The sequence below is a fragment of the uncultured Psychrobacter sp. genome, from assembly GCF_947495825.1.
Lineage (GTDB): Bacteria > Pseudomonadota > Gammaproteobacteria > Pseudomonadales > Moraxellaceae > Psychrobacter.
Genome location: NZ_CANMAH010000011.1, coordinates 40908 through 63665 on the forward strand (window position 1 = coordinate 40908; position 22758 = coordinate 63665).

A 22758-nucleotide genomic window follows, 5' to 3' on the forward strand; every position below is an offset into this window, starting at 1 on the left:
CGTACTAAAATGTATCAAAGAGTATGGTTGCTACATGTCATTAAATTCAGAAAAACACAACTTCTTCATCTAATCTTACCCTTGATACTCCTGTCATTCTGAATAAAAGTACGTTACAAGTTGATTCTGGTGAAAGGCTTATTTAATTTAGGTTTAAGGTTTTGTGTGAAAACTAGCAGACAGAAAAATCTTAGTACTTTAAAGAACTAAGCCAATATGTAAATGAATGAGGATGACTATAATTGATGTAAAATGATATATGTAAATAAAGCGGTGATATTTAGAGATAATACCTATATAAGGTTATGTGTGACTAAAATCAAGATAAGGAGAAGTAAATTGGGTATGGAGGTAGGTGTAATATTGGCCGATAAGCCAGTCTATAAGTGAATAGGACGGATTACCCTATTCACCTTGATAAGGTTCAATCTGGGTCAGTAACGGGTAGCCCTCACGATGAGCCAGACTATTTACCTTCTTAGCCTTAGTTTCAGCGATATCTTTAGGATAAATCCCAGCAATACCCTTACTACTGTTATGAATAGTCAGCATAATTTCAACTGCTGTATCGATACTATGGCGAAACTCTGACTGCAAAATGTACACGACAAACTCCATTGGCGTATAGTTGTCGTTATACATAACCACAGCATACATAGGTGGCTTCGCTACTTCAGGTTCTGCAACTAACACATCCGCCTGAGGCGTTGTTTCGTTGTCGGTATCATCATCTTGAGCACGATGATCAGCTGGCTTATTAGGGAAATGCCAATCAGCCACCGTAGGTTTAGGATGCTTTATTACTTGTTTTATGGTCATAATAAGAATGGTTTCAATAAAATTTGATAAAAATAAATAGTAAATTAATAACTCTTTAAAATAGGATTAATTGATATAAATTCTGTGTACAGTCTGCTCAAAGTTATGAGGACGCGGTAAGGACTATCGCACTTATACTATTTATGGCTCAATGGGACTTTGATCAACTTCAGGCAGGTCCATTAATGACAAAGGCATACTATCTACCATATCACCGAGCTTCCAATCGTATAGTTGTTCGACTTTTTCGTCACCTGCTTCTAAACTGAGCTTAACTTGTAAAGGTTTAAACCCACTAGGCATCACAAATCGACCACGAATATGAACAATGCCCTCAATAACATAACGAGCAGGGTCTAAAGGAACTTCTACAAAGTTATCTTTGTTTTGTAGCGTTAACGTCACCTTTAAACTTTTAGCAAGGCCATCCTCGCTGAGCATCCCTACATCAAAACCATATTCAAAAGCATTTTCGGGTAATGGATCAATTTTGGCACCCAATACCTGTAATGGCATGCCTCCTTGTTCGGCGATAAAATCTGCATACAAATCGTTCAACTGTGAGATTTGTCTGTTATCAGTCTTCAAAGCCTCTTGCTTTTGACGCAGGTCATCTAAATTTGCCAGACTGATGGTCAGCTCTTGCTTGGCCGTGGCTACTTGGTTGGTCAGCACCTTATGACTAATGCGTAAGTCTTTGAGCTCGTTAGTAGCCTCTTTACTATTGATCGTTGCCTGTTCAGTTTCTGTCTTTAGCGCATAATAACCACGTTGATAGCCAAGCTTATGCCCAAGTAATATGGCTATTATCGCCGTCACTAGTATCGCTACCACAAATAACGCTAGCAGCAATGTCGATGCACCTCGTTGACTATTGCCAATACGCTGATTAAATTTTATACGATAATCCCTATTTGATAATGGCTGCAACCACACATTAGTTGCAGGCTGACGATGTACAAATGCAGACGCGTGACACGCTGGTTGAGCTGGCTGATAGCGCAAGCGGGAGGCATTCTTAACACGCATCTGGATGATATCTCTTAACAGTAAAGGCGAGATATTATAACGGAATTTAAAGTCAATACCTAGCATGACGCTGTAAGTGTAATGACTTAATAGTAAAGTTTCTGTGATAAGTCAGCACTATATTCTATATAGATATCTCTTCTAATTAGCAGGCTTTAAGGTACGATTGGTGCCACGTTTAACCCTAATGTTTCATCAAGCGCGAACATCACATTCATATTTTGCACCGCTTGTCCTGCTGCCCCTTTGACAAGATTGTCTTGTACCACCAAGACGGTCAACTCGCCGCGTTCATTATTTTGATGTATTGCGATACGCAAACGGTTACTCGCACGCACACTACGTGTATCAGGATAGATACCCTGTGGCAGGACATCAATAAATGGCTCATTTGCATAGCTGGCTTCAAACTCTTGCTGCCAGTCGATACCAGTGCCTGCCTCTGTGAGCGCCATATGAATAGAGCTAAACATACCGCGAATCATAGGTACTAAATGTGGTAAAAAACGTACCTGCTGTGAGTATTGACTGTCTAATAGCTGCTCAATACCCTGCTCAATCTCAGGTAAATGACGATGGCCTCCGATGCCGTAAGCTTTAAAATTATCCGTCGTTTCAGCATAATTAAGCGCAAGACTCGCTTGACGGCCCGCACCAGAGACGCCAGACTTGGCATCAATAACGATATGCGGCTCAATCAAACGCGCTGCTTGTTTATTTTGCCTATCAATAATTGGTTTCAATCCTAAAATAGCCGTAGTCGGATAACAACCAGGATTACCTACAATAGAAGCTTCTGCAAGCTTGTCACGATTTAGCTCAGGTAGGCCGTAAACAGCCGTCTTGAGCAGTTCAGGACAAGCATGGGGCTGTTTGTACCACTGCTCAAAATCTGCCAATGACTGTAAGCGAAAATCTGCCGCCAAATCAATAACCTTCACGCCTGCTTGAGTCAAGTCTGCTGCTTGCTTCATCGCCACTCCATGCGGGGTAGCAAAAAACACCACATCACATTTTTGTAAAGCAGACAGCGTCTCATCGCCCAAATCACTAAAGACTAAGTCCGATATACCACGTAGGCTTGGGAATATCTCATCAGCACGCGTCCCTGCTTCACTTCTTGAGGTCAATAGGTCAATAGACACCTTAGGATGTGCTGATAATAAGCGAATAAGCTCAATACCTGTATAACCGGTACCGCCGACAATAGCTGCTGAAATCATAAGGTGTCCTTTTATTTAATAGTCATTAGATGCACTACATACATTTGTAAAGTGTTTATATAACAATACTGACGCTTGATCAAAACTTGCGTTATCTACTACTCAAATATACCAGAGCTTAAATCTGATAATCATGTACAGCATCGATAAACACTTTGGCCCGATCTGGGTTGACCCACTGAGTAATACCATGTCCAAGGTTTGCTACGTAGCCTGTTTTATCTCCACTAGCATAAGCACCATCAAGCATCATTTTTACTTCTGCCTGAATAGTTTCTGGTGAACCATATAAAGTAGCTGGATCTAAGTTACCTTGAATCGCTTTACTACCTTGGAGCTTTTTATGCTTTTTAGTGAGATGACGCTGGCTTTCAGTCAACACTTGACGCGCGCGATCGAGCGGCATCGTCCAATCCAACCCTAAGGCATCAGCTTCACTGTCAGCTTGAATATCAAGCCAGAGACCACCGCCTTTAGTGAATAAAATCACAGGAATGTTGGGATGGCGTATTTTGAGCTCTGCCACAATACGCTTGTTATATTGATGAGAAAAATCAATAAACTGACGATGACCAAGCGCTCCGCCCCAACTGTCGAATATCTGTAAAATTTGCGCTCCAGCTACAACTTGCGCATCTAAATAGTCAATCACAGAAACTGCTAACTTGTCTAACAACTGATGCAAAAAGTCAGGATTGCTGTATAAAAACCCTTTTGTATAGCGATAATCTTTTGAGCTGCCACCTTCAATCATATAAGTAGCAAGCGTCCATGGGCTACCAGAAAAACCGAATAATGGCACTTGTCCGTTCAACGCTTTACGAATGCTCGTCACAGCGCGCATAACATAATCAAGAGAGTCGTTGACATCAAGTTTTGGTAATCTATCAAGATCTGCTTGATTACGAATAGGATGTTTAAATTTTGGCCCTTCTCCAGTCTCAAAATATAAGCCCAAACCCATCGCATCTGGAATGGTTAGGATATCACTAAACAAAATAGCAGCGTCCAAATCATAACGGCGTAGCGGTTGCAAGGTGACTTCAGTCGCGCGGTCAGTGTCTCTGCATAAGCTCATAAAATCTCCAGCTTCTGCACGCGTTGACTTATACTCTGGTAAGTAACGTCCAGCTTGGCGCATCATCCATACAGGCGTGGTATCAATAGGTTCAAAACGTAGTGCCCGTATTAGCCTATCATTTTTTAAAGGGGCAAATTCTTGCTGGACTGTATTCATATTATTTGAGGCACTCATGCATAAGTCTCCAAAAGAGTACAATATTCATTATTGTAATTATCATGGTTAAAAATAAAAAAATTAAGAAGGGTCTGTTAGCTTATAACTAATTGTATTTTGGTCAAAGCGTATATATGGTATGAAACATACATATAGTTAATGCCATAAAGATAGAATCTATTATGGCATTAGTTTAAAAAAATAATGATACTTACGACTACTTATTTGAGTAATCTTAACCAATAGTCAGCACTATTCATAGACCAGCTATGTATCTATTACTTATGCTACCGTAGACTCGCTGTCTTTAATAGATGATATCACATAGACAATGCTAAATTATCACGATGCACCATGACTACGCGTTCTTCCTTATTACCAAGGATTCTGTCAAATTGTTCAGTACGCTCTCGAGCCACTCGGCGTGCATCATTAGAAGAGAAGTTCATCTGCCCTACCGCTAAACGTTCGCCTGTGTCTTGATGAACAATCTCTACTACATCTCCTTCATCAAAGTCACCGCGTACTTCTACAACCCCAACTGGTAATAAACTTCTATTATTCTCTATCAGTGCTTTAGCAGCACCAGCATCAATGATCAAAGTACCTGACATACGTAAATGCGCGGCTAACCACTGCTTACGTGCAATAATTTTATCAGCATCATTGGTGGTCAATAGTGTACCGACAGCTTCACCAGACACCACGCGAGTGATGACATTGTCAATAGCACCGCTAACGATCACAGTTGGACAACCACCCATTGCTGCAAGGCGACCGGCGCGAATTTTGGTCAGCATACCGCCGCGGCCAAGCTTACCACCGTCTCCTGCAATGTCAAAAAGATAGTCAGCCATTGCACGCTCTTGACGTATCATTTTAGCATTAGGATTGTCTCGTGGATTATCGGTAAACACTCCATCTTGATCAGTCAAGATAATATATAAGTCAGCATTAATCATAGCCGCTGACATCGCACCCAAGGTATCATTGTCACCAAACTTAATTTCATCAATCGTGATGGTATCATTCTCATTGATGACCGGGAGCACATTCCACTCTAGTAGCTGCGTCAGTGCGCCAGTGGTATTCAAATAACGACTACGATTAGACAAATCATCGTGAGTTAATAATAGTTGAGAGCTTTGTATTCCGTGTTGAATCAATGCTGACCACCACGTTTCAATCAAACCCATCTGTCCGATAGAAGCACAAGCCTGTAATGCGGCAAGTTTTTTTGGACGCTCATCAAGGTTCATTCGTACCACGCCTTCGGCAACTGCGCCTGACGACACCAATAGCACCTCAACGCCCTGCTTGTGCAATTTAGCAATCTGTTTGGCCCACTCATAAATAGCAGTTCGATCCAGCCCCCGTCCATTATTGGTTAATAACGATGAGCCAATCTTGACAACAACGCGCTGAATATCAAAATTACGATCTTGTTTGATAAACCTTGCTTCTTCGGTCGTTTGGTCTATGTCACCTGCCATAAAAACTCCTGTAAATTGTGGGGGTTGATTCAAAAATAATAATAGATGATCTATTTTGTCGTACAAAGACCTAATATAGCCTCATAAACAATGACATCAAATTTGTATAAACGTTAGCAGAGAATATCAGTAAACACTACCGTTATCTTCTGCTAATATATTCTAAGAGGTATAGACTACCTCTACACCGTCATCGTCATCTAAGTCGTCATCATCTACAAGATTGGTACCTTCACGCTCAGCTTTGCGAGCCGCACGATAAGCTTCACGCTGCGCCTCTGTATTTAAACGTACTTCTTCTTCTAAACGCTCAAAACGCTCTTTTTGTGCGTCGGCAAAAATAGGATCTTCTATTTCACGCTCGCGCTCACGCTCAATTTCATTCATTAAATGATATTTGACAGCATCAACACCTTCGCCTGTCAAAGTGGATGTGCGAAACACAATACCTGTCCAGCCAAGCTCTGCTACGATATGCGTACATAACTCATTTAAGTCTTCTTCAGCCACTTGATCAATTTTATTTAACACTAAAATTTGAGGCAAATTGGCCAATTCAGGTGAAAAGCGCTCCAGCTCATTTAAGATAACACGAGCGTTCTCTACTGGATCACTACCATCAACTGGCTTTACATCAACCAAGTGTAATAGACGACGCGTACGAGCAACATGCTTTAAAAAGCGAATACCCAGTCCAGCACCTTCAGACGCCCCTTCAATTAGACCTGGAATATCAGCCATCACGAACGAGCGGTGACGACCAATATCTACCACACCTAAATTAGGAACGAGCGTCGTAAATGGATAGTCAGCAACTTTAGGTTTGGCAGCAGAGACTTGACGAATGAAAGTAGATTTACCAGCATTAGGCAATCCTACCAGACCTACATCAGCCACTACTTTTAACTCAAACTTAAGTACCTTTAACTCGCCTTCGAAACCTGAGGTTGCTTTGCGCGGCGCTTGATTGGTAGAGCTTTTAAAGTGAGTATTGCCAAGTCCTCCATCACCACCCTTGGCGACCAATAGTTTTTGGCCAATCTCAACCAAGTCGCCTAGTACTTCGTCTGTCTCGGTATCAATGATGGTAGTACCAATGGGTACTGGCAAGAATACATCATCAGAGCCTTTACCCGCACAGTTTTTACTATGACCATTCTCACCGCGTTTGGCGTCATAGCGACGCGTATAACGATAATCGACTAGAGTATTTGTATTATCATCGGCGATAACATAAACATCACCGCCGCTACCCCCGTCACCGCCATCAGGGCCACCACGTGGTACATATTTTTCTCGGCGGAAACTGGCGATTCCGTTACCACCGTCACCTGCCTTTACCGTTACGACGGCTTCATCAATAAATCGCATCTTACGTTCCTTACTTTCCAGATTACAGTCATCGACTGATTTTATATGTGTGCTTAAAGATACCGTTATACTTAACCAGTCTACTATCAGCTAATCATTATTCAATTACTAAACCAACGGTTATAAGTTAAGTACTTGTAAAATATGCTTACCATAAAGCAAGCAGGCTACAGATTCAAATCAGATACTAATTAGTAGTGCTTTTGTTATCTTATTATAAAGGTATTAAAAGTTTTTTATAACTATTACAGCCATTATACCAGTAGAACCGTTATGGATGTTATCAAACAACAACACCCGATAACCAAATGGAGTATCGGGTGTTGTTCTATATTGCAAACATACTAATCTGCTTAAAATGCACTCATAAGCTGTATCAAACAAAGTAGCTTAATAAAAACACATTTTCAGATAAGTTCTATGCAGGAATTTGGGTATAGCTAATACCGCCCATTTGCGTCGCCAAGCGTAATACTTGCGTGCTATAACCTACTTCGTTATCGTACCAGATGTAGACTGTTGCATGATTATCGGTGACAATAGTCGCTTGCGCATCAACAATACCGACATGCTTCGTACCAACGAAGTCTGTTGATACAGCTTCTGTCGAATCGGTATAAGAGATTTGCGATTGCCAAGTACTACTATTAGCCATCTTACGCAAGAAATCATTTAATGCGTCCGCATCTTGTGGCGCTTGTTTTAAATTTAAGTTCAAAATTGCCAAACTGACATTAGGAGTAGGTACACGAATAGCGTTACCTGTCAGTTTACCGCTCAGCTCTGGTAATGCTTTGCCAACCGCTTTAGCAGCGCCAGTGCTAGTAATCACCATGTTTAATACTGCACTACGACCACGACGATCAGACTTATGATAATTATCAATTAAGTTTTGATCATTAGTAAACGAATGAATCGTTTCAACATGACCGTTTTCAATACCATACTCATCGTTTAATACTTTTAACGTTGGCGTAATAGCATTGGTCGTACAACTTGCAGCACTAACGATAGTGTCCTCACCGACAGTGTCGTTATTGACACCATAAACGACGTTTTTGATGTCTCCGCCCGCAGGAGCAGTTAATAGTACTTTATTTACACCTTGCGACTGTAAATGTTTGCCTAGGCCTGCCTCATCTTTCCATATACCTGTATTATCAATTACTAACGCATTATCGATACCATAAGCTGTGTAATCAATCTCACTTGGGTCATTGGCATAAATCACTTGTACAAAACGACCATTGATAACCATACCATTGTTATCATCGTCAACGCTTACACCGCCTGTAAAGCTACCATGAATTGAATCACGCTCAAGTAACGACGCACGCTTGGCAAGGTCCCCTGCAGCAGCTGGACGTACTACGATCGCTTTTAGTTGTAAACCCTTTTTGCTAGATGCTTGCGACAGCAATAAACGTGTCAAAATACGTCCAATACGTCCAAAGCCATATAACACAACGTCAGTAGTACCGTTTTGTGCAGATTTATCATCACCAACTTCTTGTAAAGCCGCTTGCAAATCAGTGTCATTGGCGATCAATTGACCAACATCCACACGTGCTGATTGAATATCGCTACTAGAAGCCAATTCTTTAACCATTTCTAAAGTATCAGCAATAGCAATAGGTTTACCGTTTTGCTCACGAGTAGCGGCTTTTTGATGTAGCGCTAATACTTGACCAACTGAAGTCGTATCAAGTGTCTCGCCGAACAAAGTAACTTGTACGTCTTTTTCATTATAGAGTTTGTTTAACAGTCCAATTAACTCAATGGCTTGTTGTTCTTGATCGTTGTAACTATTTAGACGATCTTGATGTAATTGGCGTAAGGTATTAGCTTGGCTCACGAGGAACATCCTTATGGTCAGTAAAATGTGTTTGTAAGATACAGAAAGCTATATAAGTACTAAAAACTTGCAAACTGAATGAAACGCTACGTTGAATATTGATACTTACTTATTGATGATTGTATTCTGTAGTAGGTTTATAGGCTCTATGACTGTATTTGTCATAGGTTTTAATTGGGGTATATTTTAGCTCAAAATGCCTGATTTTGCTAGTGATAACCGTTATTACTAACGTTTGATATCAATCATGTATCCTTTTCGACAGAATCTATGTTTATAAATAATAAAAAGACAACCTAATAGATTGCCTTTTTATCTATCTAGTAAACTAAGTTGATATTGACTATGAAGTTCGCTATGAGTAAACAGCAGACTTGCTAATCATGTAATCAGTTTTTATCTGGCATTAAGGGACTAAATTTACTGTTTGATTACGATGGTTTGTCAGTTTAAAGGGTTTTAAATCATAACCTTGTTGCTGAGCAATTTGTCGATAATTTGCATAACTCTCTTGTGAAATATTCGGCGAACGAGCGAGAAGCCACAAATATTCTTTATCTGGTGTGCCAACCAATGCTGTTTGATAATTGGGATCATGTGCCAACACCCAATAATCAGCGCGGCCAACAGGTAACCAGCGAATCCATGAAGGTAAAAAAGTAACATTAAGCTTACTACCTGTATCGTCTACAGGCTTTGCAAGTCCTTCAGCAGTAACTGGTTTGCCCTCTTCGTCAATACATTGATTTAATACTGTAATGCCAGTATCCTCCCCTCTAGGAGTATAAGTAGCAGTCACATCACTGGCACAGTTACGCTGGAAATACATCGGTAAACGCCCGATTTCGTACCATTTTCCACTATATTTCTTCAGATCAAGATTATCTACTGTGGTTGGTTCGGTAGCTGGTTTATAAATAATAGCAGAAGGGTTAATATCTATAGTCGTATTCGTCTTATCTGCGTCTACTTTATCAGCACCTACAACACTTGCATTGGTTTCTGACGCAGGCGGTGTTGCAGCATAAGCAGAAAATGCAGCCAACGGTACGATAATCGCTAGCGCTATTCCAGTATGTTTGATAAGACTATTCATAAATACACGCTCCGGTACTTCATCATTTAAATATGTAGAAGTAAGATCATTATCTATTGATCTTTCGTCCTCTGAGAGCAAATGTCTGGCTCTATTGTAGTTAGCATCGTTACTAGCATTGCTCGCTACTCGTGTATTATCATCTCTTAAACGCCCATCAAACGATTGATGATTTTGCCCCGACTGAGAACCGGCTGCCTGTATGTCAGAATATTCTGACGTAGGTAACTTGTTGGTTTTCATAAAAATACCATGATTTTTTAAGTTAATAATCTTGTTTATTAAATAATATAAAAATATAGTTAAATAAGATAAGATTTACACTAGTTTGCTTATCCTATGCTTTCGACTATTATAATTTTCACCTGTAATATTAAAGATATGACAGCAGTCAAAACAGTGTAGCAATGTAGGGAAAAGCAACCGTTTGTAAATAACATAGTCTTTATTAGTAATACTAAATACATAGTAACTGGTATGTAAATTAGTTAACAAAAAATGATAATCAAATGGTGAAAAATAAAACGATACTATTTCTTATTCGCCCCATTAAAGAAACTGCCGGATACCAGCTATACTCGTGGCACCATACTGCGTTGCTTGCATGAATAACTTTGGCGATAATCCACCTAAGCCAATGACAGGCATGTCTGCAAGTGCTGCTAGATCTGACCATGCTTCCCAACCTAAAGGCTTAGCATCAGGATGCGTTTGAGTGGCCAATACAGGGGATAAGAAAATACCCATTACTGGCGGCTCCTGTCGTTCTAAACGGTGTCTAGCGAGTTTATTGGCTACATAGATGCTATTTGCATCGTGACAACTTATTATTAATGGATGAGATAAATCTCGCAATTGAACAGAAGCGAGATTATCTTTAACTTCTTGGGACCATTGCAGTAATGATGTTTGTGTTAAATGACGGGCCACGATTTGATGATTGGTCGTTGAATAATGATCGTTTAAGCAATGATGACTAACGTCATTAGGCACAATAACCTGAATATCTAGTCGCTGGCTCATTAGTTGCTTTGCAATATTCTCGAAGCGTGTGTCCTTGACTCGAATATAAACCCAAGCATTTGGCTCTATGTGATCTTGATGGTATTTTAACCATGCCGGTGCGGTATCAGGGTATGCATGGAAATATGACAAAGGATAAGTAATCGCTATCTTTGAAGGTAAGCGTAGCCATTCAAGAATCGTTTTGTTGGCAGCTGGCAAGTTGTAATCCCCTGCTAACAGCTCAGACTTATTGGCCCAAGTCAAAGCTTGTCCCTCCAAACCATAACCATGATGCCTATACTTATCATACTGCTGAGTGGTCAGCTCAATACGATAAACTTGTAAACTTACCTTTTTATCACCGTAATCATGGTGCAATCGCCCAAGTTTAACGATCGTATTATTATGAATGTCAATACCTGTCTCTTCAGCGACTTCTCGTACTAGTGCTTGACTCGTCGTTTCGTGGGCATCTATTTTTCCACCTATAAACTCATAGCGATTGCCTTGATGTTGAGACTGGTTTCGAAATCCAAGCAAGTATTTATTTTTGTAGTGAATAACAGCAATGGCGACATTAACAGTGACGCTCGTATTATTGATCGGTTGTTTTGTCGATTGGTTTAGCATAGCCCTGTCCTATATCAATTCTCTTATGTCGTTATTCTCGTAACAGCTCTATCGTAGCGTTTTGCAAAATTACTATAAAAAGCTGCTTACCTAAAAGGCAGCTAAGTTTATTTAAAATTTCGCTCGAAACATCTCTAATCATTATCTGGATCTGGGAAATGGTTAATTTAGATAAGTTTACATAATAACTGCATTTTATTTTATCAATGGCCTTGCAAATTTTCTTAATGTAAATGATAATTATTATCGTTGGAATTTATTAGTATTTACCCCATCATTTAATTGAAAGGAATTCGCTATGAGTATGGTCATCTCTCGCTATTTAAACTACCGTGAAAATCGTTTGCCTACCTTGCAATCGCAGCACTTATTTGCTCTAACCAAAGAGGTACGTATTGAGCATGAAGGCGAGGAGTACCGCTTGCGCTTGACTCGTAATAACCGCTTAATTTTGACCAAATAATTTAACTGCTCCAATAAAAAACGCCTTTTGATAGAGGCGTTTTTTATTGGAAAACAGTGAGTGCTGGTTATTTATAGCAACCTCTTATCATAGTTTACAACCACAGCCATTTTTCAACATAGTATAAAGAGCGCTGCTCTTTAAAATTGCCAGCTGTAGACGACATCTACGGCGTTTTCGGCTGCAGAAGTTGCCTCGACATAAATACGGCGTGTCAATTGATAACGAATAGACAAGCTATTTTGAGCGTTAAACACCCCAACTCCGTAGCGGATGTACAAGTCAGGAGTAACGTAACCTGTGACATTGACGTTGGTATCTTCGCTACTACCTGAGGCATCGACAGTGAGGCCTTGCAGACCAAAGGCCTGACCTATCTGATTGGTTAAACCACGTGTACCGCTCAAACCAAAGCTCAATCCGGCTGCAGCTAAGTTGTTGGTTACCTGAGATTTAAAGCCTTGCTCACTAATTTGCGTCGCGCCTGTGTTGTTAATACGGCCCGTTACCAAGGCGTTCATCGCCCGCTGCTGAGTAAGTCCAGCATTATTAAAGACGATGATATTTGGATTTTCTGTATCTCCCTTAACCCGTAGACCAACTGTCTTACCATCGATAATCTTGACAGCTTCGATACTAAGATTTGGCTTCATTACATCGCCATTGAAACGCACCTGTCCATAATTTAGCTCTAAATTCTGACCGAAAGCATCAATACTGGTACGGCGAGATACTTGCACGACCCCTTTAGCACGCATGATGCCAGTACCGCTCTGATTAATATTGAGAGCTCCGGCTAAAGGAATAACAGCGCCAAAGCCACGGAAGTTGATATCATCACCTAAATCGATACCGATATCAGCGTTAATAGACCAAGGTTTTGACACCGCCAAAACATCTTCAATATTACCGATTAAACGACGGTCGATGACGATAGCATCTTCGGTTTGAGTAATAATATCTTCACTAGCCTCAGGAGGACGAATAGTCGCCGAGGGTACACTGACTGCACCTTCAATATTAACGTAGCGATCGCCTGGGCGTATTATGATGTCAATATCAGGATTGACTTCCGCCAATAATAACGGTGGCTGCGTTAACACCAATCTTTCACCTACAATACTCAGCTTAGCTTGTAGTTTTTGTTGCCAATTAACGGTTCCAATCAATGTACCTGAGCCTGTACCACTATTAAACTTGCCATCGATGGTGGCTTGAGTACCCCGAATTTTGGCATCTATATCAACGTCGGTTAGGTTAACAGGTAAATCAAGCATGGCTATACGGCCATCTGCAAGCTTTACGTCGCCATAAAATTGCGGCTTGGTTAGGGTGCCACCAATGCCACCTGCCATGGTAATATTACCTTCAAGTACACGCATTCCTGGGAAAAACGGCTTTAGAACAGCAAGATTGAGCTCATTAAGTACCAACGCTCCTGAGATTGGTTTGGGCGTTTTGTATGGGTCTACAATGACTTCAGCGTAACCGCGAGCGCCATTGCCAGTATTAATATCTGCGCGCAGCTTTAATCCTTCAGGCACTGATAATGCGATGAGCGACACACGCTCGTAAGTCAAGGTTACAGGTGCAACATCACCATCTTGAATGAGACCTATTTTACCATTGTCAGAATATAGCGTCGTATTGATAGTAGGCGGTTTGCCACGCTGCCAACTCACAACGGCTTTACCGTTGATCTGGCCATGCCAATCGATATCTTCAGGTAAAAATACTGAAAACAATGATGTATCAAGCTTTTGTAAAGCCAGATTCACTTTGCCACCAGCGGCTGAAGCTATCAGGTTTTCGCGCAAACACAACTTACCAGTCTGATCCTCTGCTTGCCAGCAATGTGCTGCCAACTGCACTTTTAGATCAGTTGTACCACTATTCTGCGGCTTTGGTAAGTTGACAATGACCTGCGCAGGCTGTAACTGGTTTAAGGTTGCGTACTGTGATTGAATACGTCCCTTACCTATCACCCCTGACCAACTCAACTGATCACGATCAAAACCACCTTTTAATCGTGTTGAGATGTTTAGTTTTTCATTGGCCATCTTCAGGTTGACGACATGCTTTTGCTCAGTACCATTAAATGAGGCATCGACGTTTTTAAAACTTTGTCCAGCTGCATCTAAGCCTTCTGCACTGATAATTAGTTGACTAGGACTATTGGCTAAATTTACAAGCTTACCGCGTACACGGCCTTGACGTAAGACAAATCCAGGCAATGCGATACGTTCACCTACCAAATCTATATAGATCGTCGGCAACGCCTGACCTGCTGGCTGCGATAAGGTCGCACCGCCAGTAACTTTACCCGTAAGCTTGTCAGAAAGTTGATCGAGACTGGTAATATTGATCTTCGTTTGTAGCTGCTTGGCATTGCCATTGGCCGTTAGATAATTATCTCCCCATCGTAGTACTAAGTTGTTTGCATTTAGATTTTCGATGAGGGCGTTGATTTGCTGATACTGTGACTCAACGTCTTGTGCTTTTAGACGCTCAAAATAGTTGGCTAAATTTTCTGGCAAATTTAATTTAGCTGTCAAGCTACCTTTGGCGCTCAAAGGCTGACCTTTTAGAGTACCGTTTAAGTCAATTTGTCTTAGATTGATAATTTGCTGCGCTTTACGCCAGCTGCCATCTGTTTTTATGCTGCCAGTAATCGTACTTGGGGTATCTTTTAAGAAGTAACCTAGATTAAAGCGATCCATTACCGCACTAATATCCCATGCAACTCCTTTACTCACATCAACCGACCCTTGAGCGTCAATACTACCCGCTGTACCTACATGACGAAAACGCTTGATACGAATGAGCTGTGAGTCTCCATTGGCATCAATGGTCAGTTTGCCAGCAGGTAGCTGTTTGGCATCTAGCACACCATCGAAATTTACAGCAAAGCGTTGTAGTTTGCCCGGTTCATCAGGACGGTTTTTGGACGCAGATTGCCACTGCCCACTGGTGTTCAAATCACCAGTAAGAATGGCAGGGTTGTTCGGTAAAAAATAACCCAAATCAAAATTATTAAAGCGCCCGTTTACTGTCCAGCCAATATCTTGGCGTAGATCAAGCACACCTTTTACATTAACAGCACCTGCTTCGCCAGTATAATCCAACTTACGTACATTGATTAGGTTTGGTGTGCCAGCTGCATCAATCGATAGTCGACCATCAGGTACATCTGCGGTATCAAGCTGACCATCAAAACGTGCATCAAAAACCGACAGCTCACCACCAACGATATCGATGCTCGCATCACCCGTACCTGCTATACCAATATCACGACCATCTTGTGTGGCATCAAGCTGAGCCTGTAGGTCCGTATTATTTAGATTGATAATATGCCGCTGACCTTTAACACCGTTTTTGGTGATATCCAACAAACGGCCATTTACATTGAGGCTTCCTGTCAAACGCTCAAGTGGCAAATCGCTACGGTATTGTTTGGGTAGCAAGCCATTAGTACGTGCATCGATCTGCCATGTCAAGGGGCGCCGCTTAGTTGCTAGCTGTATTTGTCCGTTACCCGATAAATCACCAACAATGCCTTGATAATTAAGGCTATTGATATCAATGACATCGCCAGTCTTACGGACTGCCACATCATAGTTGCCTTTAGGGGCTGCGTTTAACTCATTGATAAGGGCATTGGCATCGACAGACAAACGTGAGCCGCGCACAATAACATCAGCTTGTCCATTTGGACTGTTAATATTACCGATATTAGGGACATTGCTGCGAATAAGATTTTGCCAGCTGGCATCGATATACCAAGGGGCCACTTGCTTAGACTTCAATGAAGTCTTACCACGTACTATATTAGCATTGACGTGTTCACCATCACGCTGACGCAAGTCTGCATCAATCTGCGTATTACCAACACTATTTTGTTGTTGATAATGCATTGATAGTCGACCATTAAGATTTTGCGGTGCATACGCCTTAAAATCAGCATATTCATCAGGAATAGCGCGGCGAATATCAAAGTTACTGCCTGTCGCTCGTACCTTTGCATCAAAGCTATCTTGCCAATCCAAAATACCCTGCAGTATTAGATGACCAGCTGGAACATTAGCGTCTAGGCGATCAACACGCATTTGGCTGTTAGCGATGATAGCGCGGCCTTGGTAATGTCCTGAAGGAATGTCTTTGGCAGTCAATTCAGTATTAATACGCAGGCGTATCTCAGAGATGACCCCATTTGCAGTAGCGGTACCACTTTTTAGATGAATATTTTGGGCGTCGGCATAAGGAATGAGGATATCATCCCATTGTAATTTGGCTTGAAATGGCGAATCGTTATCGAGGCCTTGTACGACAAACTCACCTTGAACATCCCCTTCATTGTAACGACTACGCACCTTACCTACAGTGCGTTTTAGGGTACCTGTCGCTGTAATATTTAAGGGGTCAATATAAGCTTTTTCTAGAGCACTGACTTCAGCGATGGCACTGAGGTCCAATGGATAGTCGCCTTGCAAATCTATGTTGCCTTGTAATGCATTGATTTTTACAATATCTGCATAACGCAAATCACCGCGACCAACAGTGACTTCACTCCCTACCCACGTTAAATCTCGAGCACTAATATCATGGACTACGATAGGATCTTTGGTGACTTGTTTATAAACAATGTTTTTTATTTTGGCTTGATCAAAGCGTAGATTGACTGGTAATTTGAGCGTCTTATAATCAAATGGCTCACCAGTTGGTGGTTTGTTATTGATGATTTCTATGCGTTGGATGTCAGCATCTCGAAGGTGTACTTCTTTAGAAAAGACCGCGCGCCAGCCCACCTTAACATAGGCTTTATCCACCACGACCTCAAGATCTTCAGTCGCTTTGATGTCTATATCTGTGACCCAAATACCATCCCGCAAATTGCCCTTGCCGTATGTAATCTTAATGCCTGTTTCTGCACTGACCTTTTCTAAGACAAACCTCGTCCCTGACTCTGTGCCCATCATATAAAAGAATACTGCAAACATAAGCAGTAGAACGATAATTATCAATATCAATAATTTAAATACAAAGGAAAGTGGATACCAGCGCTTTACTGCACGAGCATCTCTTTGAGCTGGATCTTCATCGGGTGAACGTTTAGGCGGGGTCTTTTTGTTCAACATGATACTCAACTACGTTAAAAGATTGTTTACCGGCAATCGGTAGAATTAATAAAGATGACTTATATAGCTTTTCTACTTTAGTGAGTGTAATCGTCTACATATAGTCACGTCTATAGTTTTCACTAGAGTGGCGAGCCAATAAAGAAGTGTAGTCTAACTGGAACACTATCTTCTGTCACGCCAGCGGCTACATCTACACGTACAATACCCACAGGTGATGCCCAGCGAACACCAACCCCAACGCCGACCTTGGTTTCAGTCTCAAAATCTTTGTCATAAGCATTACCCACATCGGTAAATACCGCACCGCGAAAGCCTGGAATAAATTCATAATTATACTCGGCACTACCGACTGCTAGTACTTGTCCGCCAGTTAGATAGCCATTTTCTAACGGAGACAAACTTTCATAATCATAGCCGCGAATACTTTGGTCGCCACCAGCAAAAAAGCGCAACTTATAAGGTACTTCATAAAAGTCATCTGCCCATATATAGCCTGTATTTACGCTCCCAAGCACTTGATGCTTGTCATCATCACCAAAGCTATAGATACCACTGACACCTGCGCGAACTATGGCCAAGTCAGTATCGCTAAGCGCTTTATCCGCGCCCGCCTCAATACCGTAGTACTGACGTATGCCGCGCGTTGGATTAGTCGCACTGTCAACGTCCGTTTTATTGACTCCATACCCAAATAATAGTGCCTTTTGCTTGGGTCTAGAAGATGTAAAACGTATAGGCAGATCATCCAATTCGGTGTCATCAACACCGGTCTCTAGCTCATCTAGACGATAACGCACAGAATAACTACGGTTCCAACCGTTTTCACGGCGAATATTACGAGCCAATGCAGCCTTTAGCGTTTTGGTTGACAGATCAAAGTTACCTTCACCTTGATCAATCACTTCCTCTTCATAAGAGAGACGTCCCTCTAGTTTATCGTTGAGTGGATGCTTCCATGGTCGACTGGCATAGACAGCGATATTTTTATTAATTCGAGAAATCTCGGTTTCTGCGCCTGCTTGGTAGCCTTTACGATTGATTAAATTGTAGTCTATCTTAGCAGTCGCTCGCACACCTGTGTCTGTGCCATAACCGATACCGACTTGTGCATCACGCGGCTTGTCAGCGTAGACAAAAACATACAGTGGTACTTTTTTGCTTTCTTGAACCTCTGCTGGTGTTTTACGTCCAGCAAGGGTTGGCGGTACAAAATCTTCGTCTAATACACCTTCATTATCAGGAAATATCTTTTTGGCGACTTTACTAATAGAGTCACTGATCTTTCCTAAAAGATTATCGGCTTCTTGTGTTTTTTCGTCGAGCACTCGATCATTTGGCAACCCGCTTAACCGATCCGCCTTACGTTTGATAGCCAGTAGTTTATCTTGCGTTTCTTGATCCACTTCAAACTCAATTGGAGCGACATCCATTGCATCTACAGTAGCGCCACTATTGGCCTCGATACTATCAGCAATATTAGCGTCAGCAGCATTGGCATCTGTACGACTATCATCCATATCATCGCTACTACTGACGATATTAGAAGCATCAATATCAACACCACCACTGTCGATATCATCATCGATAACGCTATCATTGTCAGTATCTACCGGTGTATTGTCGAAAGCTAAAGTGCTATTTTCGCTAATATCATCTGGTGGCAATACTGTCTCAACATTGACGGTATTAAAATAACGAGTCGCTGATAGATCATTACCAAGTTTGGTGATATCAGGACGATAGAACGGGTCGCCTGCTTCAAAGTCAAACATCTGCTTTAATAATGAGGACTCTACCGGCAACTTTTCAGGATCTGTCGTCAGTGTTCCTGTCTCTTCATCATAAGTAAAAAACACCACATCATCGTATTTATATCGATCGCCTGTATTGTAGACCAATGACACATCAGCTGTATTGTCCGGCAAAATAATATCAACTGATTTGTTTAACCAATATTGATCAAAATAACCATATGTATTACTTAATGCTTCCAGTGCCGCTTTACTGTTTTTATAGACGCGGTGATTAAATACCTCTCCCTCTTGCGGGGGCATCTGTGTTTCTAGAGTTTGGAACTCCTGCTGTTCAATACCTTCACCGCGAATATCTACAACGTGACTATCGACACGTACTGGCTCACCAAGATTTTCAATAATAACATCAATGGTATCGACAGTTGGTTGGCGCAAACGTAGGGTAACATCATAGTAGCCCACTGCGCGTGCAGCATCTAGGGCAGTCTGGCGCAAACGTGGTAAAGCTGCGGTAAAGTCGGCGACAGATTGTACAGTTGTATCATCAAGCGCGGCTTTGATATTGTTAATTGGCTGGATATCTTCATCAGCTTTGATAAGCTTTGGCGACGTATCGACTGTATCTTCAGCGCTATTGCCATCTATCTGCTGTAAGTAAACGCTTGTCTCTACGTGTGGCAGCGCCATTGCACCACCATTAAACAAACGATTGTATAAGCGTTTAACGACGTTGCTACTATTACGTACACGTGTGCTAGGTTTGGATGCTTGCACGATACTATCGGTCACTGCTTGGGTTTCTGTTGTTGCTTGATAATCAGGTAAATAATCATCTGGATTTAAAGATTCTGTCTGGTCTGTCGTCTCATCTACCCTAGGCAACTTACCCGTACTTGCATCAACCTTAGTATCAATGACAGTATCGTCAGCACCTGTTACTGGATCGCGTTCTTGCTGCGCAAGCGTCTGTGTCGGGCTCTGTTGGCTACTATCTACACCATCGCTACTAACTGCATCACTAACCTCAATCGGACGTGACATAATCTCATCAGTTTTAGCATTCTTATCGCTACTCTCCAGACGCCCAAGGGTATCGAGATTGGTCGGTGCTGGTAAGCTTGCTGCATCCAGACTTGGATCTAAGCCGATAGGTGTATCACGGCTATCTAAAGTCGCTACTGGGTTATCAAAATCGTCGTCACTGTCGTTATTGTCGTTATTGTCGTTATTGTTCTCATTTGTCACATTGTCTTGATTGTTTTGTGCCTCTACTGCAGCCAGCTCTCGCTCAATCTGCTCAGGCGTCATCATCTGATAGCCTTGCTGCTGTACTGTGGCTGCTTGCTCTAATAAATCATCATCACCTGTGTTAGATGAGCGTTTTTCAATATTGTCCGAGTCAGTCGTCTTACTATTGATAGGTTTGGTCGACAAAGAGTTTTTTGATTCGCCTTTTAATGTTTGCTCACTATAATCTTCTAATACTGACTCATCGATGACACCTTGCTCTACTGCCTTTTTTAGGCGTAGAGCATCTAAAGCTGCATCAAGCTCAGTCTGTTGATCATTCATTAGCGCATTGTATTTAGACAAGCTTGAAAGCTTGGCAGATGCTTCGCTATTGGTATTGGCGTCATCTGCACCAAATGCAGGAGATGCCACACCAAAGCCGACTAACGCACTTGCTAACGCTGTAAAAAGCGTTGAGCGGTTAAAATAGCTACGCGGCAAACCTGACAAGCTGCGCGACTGCGTTGAAGGCTGATGTCTTATCATACTTATTTCCTATCACTTCACGCGGCATATTGATACTGACGATGGCTACACGCCTGCATTAACCGATGAATATACTTATCATATTTAATATTTATTAATAACGCTTGTAATCAACTTTGACAAAACCATGTCAAACTTACAAATCATAGCTTAGTTAATTATCAAATCATAGCATCTAGCACATGTATTTATAGCAAAGCCTTGCTATTATACGGTCTAAAAATAATAAAACCTATCTTATATTTTGATAAGTTTTTGATAATAATCATAATTATATAGCATGCAAGCACCTTATGCTGCCTGTGTTTAGTCCACTTTATGCCTCAGACGCTAGCCACTTGTAGGAGACCACATGGCAAATCAATTTCAGTTATTTAAGCGTCGTCGCTTTAACGCTATGTTTTTTACCCAGTTTTTGGGCGCTTTTAATGACAACATTTTTAAGCAAGCACTGATTTTAGTTTTGACCTATACTGCCGCCAGTCAAATCGGCGTAGAAGTAAGTATCTTAAATAACTTAGCCGCCATGCTATTTATTTTGCCTTACTTTTTATTTTCTGCTCTAGCAGGTCAAATTGCAGACAAGTTTGAAAAGTCTAAACTCACTCGCTTTGTTAAGCTGCTTGAGCTGGTCATCATGACAGTGGCGGCCATAGGCTTTGTGTTTGAATGGTACGCCCTGTTATTCGTGGCGCTGTTTTTGATGGGTACGCATTCTACCTTTTTTGGTCCAATCAAATATGCTTATCTGCCACAAGCAATGCAAAAAGACGAGCTTGTCGGGGCCAATGGCTTGTTTCAGATGGGGACTTCTCTCGCTATCTTACTCGGCATGATAGTCGCTGGGGTATTAACGCAGCTGCCGCAGTCACTATATTGGATCAGCGCAACAGTTGTAGTCATAGCCTTATTGGGCTACATGGCAGCGCGCTTTATTCCTACGACGCCAGCGATGCAGCCCAATCTGACCATTAATTGGAATATTTTTACCACTAGCATAGCTACGGTACGTTACTTGTATTCTTTGCCTTTTTTGTTCTTTGTGATTTTGGGCAATAGCTGGTTTTGGTTTTATGGGGCAACGTTTTTGACTCAGACGCCTGAATTTAGCAAAGTCATCTTACAGGGTGATGAATCTGTCGTTATTTTTCTATTGACTCTCTTCTCTGTTGGCGTGTCTATTGGCTCTTTATTGTGTAAAAGTTTGACTAAGAACCAAGTGAGCTTACGTCTATTGCCTTTTGGCATCGCAGGATTGAGCATCTTTGCTATCGATCTTTATTTTTCTTTATCAGGGTTAGATATCGACTTGACTTCCAATACTCTTTTAGGAATCAGTGATGTACTTGGTAGAAGCGGTAGCTTACGTGTATTTGCTGATTTATTCTTTTTAGGGTTTAGTGGTGGATTGTATATTGTGCCTTTGTACGCTTCTATGCAAGCTTATGCTCCCAAAAGCCATCGTGCACGTATCGTAGGTGCCAATAATATCTTTAATGCTATATTTATGGTCACTTCGGCTATATTTGCCATAGTGGTATTAAACACGCTAAACCTGTCGTTGCCACAATTGTTTTTGGTCACAGGCCTACTCAATATCATCTTCGGCGTGTTTTTATATATCAAGCTTAATAAGCATATTGGTCAAGCCGTTATGCAAACTTGTGATGAACCACTTAGCAGTGAAGGCTAATGTAGTATGACATTTTTTATCAAAAATATATAAAGCAGCAGTTAAATTATAATAACGCTATAGCACGAATTTTCATGCCGATAATTAAGATTGTTTGCTATAGTGATAAAAGATTATTTTTGCAATCTGAATAAGCCAACACCGATACAAAGCTATATCAGGAGCTAATTATGGCA

13 protein-coding genes are annotated in these 22758 nt (G+C 41.4%); 2 read left to right on the forward strand and 11 right to left on the reverse strand.

Features of this window, described 5'->3' with window-relative positions; genetic code table 11:
• Nucleotides 1–405: 405 nt before the first annotated feature.
• The 9 genes from Q0895_RS11595 to Q0895_RS11635 form a co-directional block, all read right to left on the reverse strand.
• Nucleotides 406–819 carry an ATP-dependent Clp protease adaptor ClpS gene (locus tag Q0895_RS11595; protein ID WP_299189085.1) on the reverse strand — a complete coding sequence of 138 codons (414 nt, stop codon included), beginning with the start codon at nucleotides 817–819 and terminating at the stop codon, nucleotides 406–408.
• 141 nt (nucleotides 820–960) lie between these two features.
• Nucleotides 961–1848 carry a hypothetical protein gene (locus Q0895_RS11600; RefSeq protein WP_299189088.1) on the reverse strand — a complete coding sequence of 296 codons (888 nt, stop codon included), beginning with the start codon at nucleotides 1846–1848 and terminating at the stop codon, nucleotides 961–963.
• Nucleotides 1849–2003: 155 nt separating this feature from the next.
• On the reverse strand, nucleotides 2004–3071 hold the full coding sequence (argC, locus tag Q0895_RS11605) for an N-acetyl-gamma-glutamyl-phosphate reductase (protein ID WP_299189090.1): 1068 nt from the start codon (nucleotides 3069–3071) through the stop codon (nucleotides 2004–2006).
• 118 nt (nucleotides 3072–3189) lie between these two features.
• Nucleotides 3190–4326 (reverse strand): uroporphyrinogen decarboxylase, encoded by a 1137-nt coding sequence (gene hemE / locus Q0895_RS11610; protein WP_299189092.1) that lies wholly within the window; start codon nucleotides 4324–4326, stop codon nucleotides 3190–3192.
• A 302-nt stretch (nucleotides 4327–4628) separates the two neighbouring features.
• Complete coding sequence (gene proB / locus Q0895_RS11615) at nucleotides 4629–5801, reverse strand: glutamate 5-kinase (RefSeq protein WP_299189095.1); 1173 nt, start codon at nucleotides 5799–5801, stop codon at nucleotides 4629–4631.
• Nucleotides 5802–5963: 162 nt separating this feature from the next.
• The gene (gene cgtA / locus Q0895_RS11620; RefSeq protein WP_299189098.1) at nucleotides 5964–7172 is read right to left on the reverse strand and encodes an Obg family GTPase CgtA; all 1209 of its coding nucleotides are present in this window, start codon (nucleotides 7170–7172) and stop codon (nucleotides 5964–5966) included.
• Nucleotides 7173–7590: 418 nt separating this feature from the next.
• Entirely contained in the window at nucleotides 7591–9036 is a 1446-nt protein-coding gene (locus Q0895_RS11625; protein ID WP_299189101.1) for a glyceraldehyde-3-phosphate dehydrogenase, read from the reverse strand.
• 397 nt (nucleotides 9037–9433) lie between these two features.
• Nucleotides 9434–10366 carry a lipocalin family protein gene (locus Q0895_RS11630; RefSeq protein ID WP_299189103.1) on the reverse strand — a complete coding sequence of 311 codons (933 nt, stop codon included), beginning with the start codon at nucleotides 10364–10366 and terminating at the stop codon, nucleotides 9434–9436.
• Nucleotides 10367–10672: 306 nt separating this feature from the next.
• On the reverse strand, nucleotides 10673–11758 hold the full coding sequence (locus Q0895_RS11635; RefSeq protein ID WP_299189105.1) for an NUDIX domain-containing protein: 1086 nt from the start codon (nucleotides 11756–11758) through the stop codon (nucleotides 10673–10675).
• Between the two features lie 298 nt (nucleotides 11759–12056).
• Here Q0895_RS11635 and hemP point away from each other — a divergent pair, with 298 nt between their 5' ends.
• Entirely contained in the window at nucleotides 12057–12221 is a 165-nt protein-coding gene (hemP, locus tag Q0895_RS11640) for a hemin uptake protein HemP (protein ID WP_299189106.1), read from the forward strand.
• Between the two features lie 140 nt (nucleotides 12222–12361).
• Here the strand turns inward: hemP and Q0895_RS11645 are convergent, their stop codons facing one another.
• Nucleotides 12362–17356, reverse strand: coding sequence for a translocation/assembly module TamB domain-containing protein (locus tag Q0895_RS11645; protein WP_299189107.1), 4995 nt, complete (start codon nucleotides 17354–17356; stop codon nucleotides 12362–12364).
• A 122-nt stretch (nucleotides 17357–17478) separates the two neighbouring features.
• Nucleotides 17479–20889, reverse strand: coding sequence for a BamA/TamA family outer membrane protein (locus tag Q0895_RS11650; protein ID WP_299189108.1), 3411 nt, complete (start codon nucleotides 20887–20889; stop codon nucleotides 17479–17481).
• A gap of 352 nt (nucleotides 20890–21241) precedes the next feature.
• On the opposite strand from Q0895_RS11650, the gene Q0895_RS11655 reads away from it, so the two are divergent.
• Nucleotides 21242–22582 carry an MFS transporter gene (locus Q0895_RS11655; RefSeq protein WP_299189110.1) on the forward strand — a complete coding sequence of 447 codons (1341 nt, stop codon included), beginning with the start codon at nucleotides 21242–21244 and terminating at the stop codon, nucleotides 22580–22582.
• Nucleotides 22583–22758 lie beyond the last annotated feature (176 nt).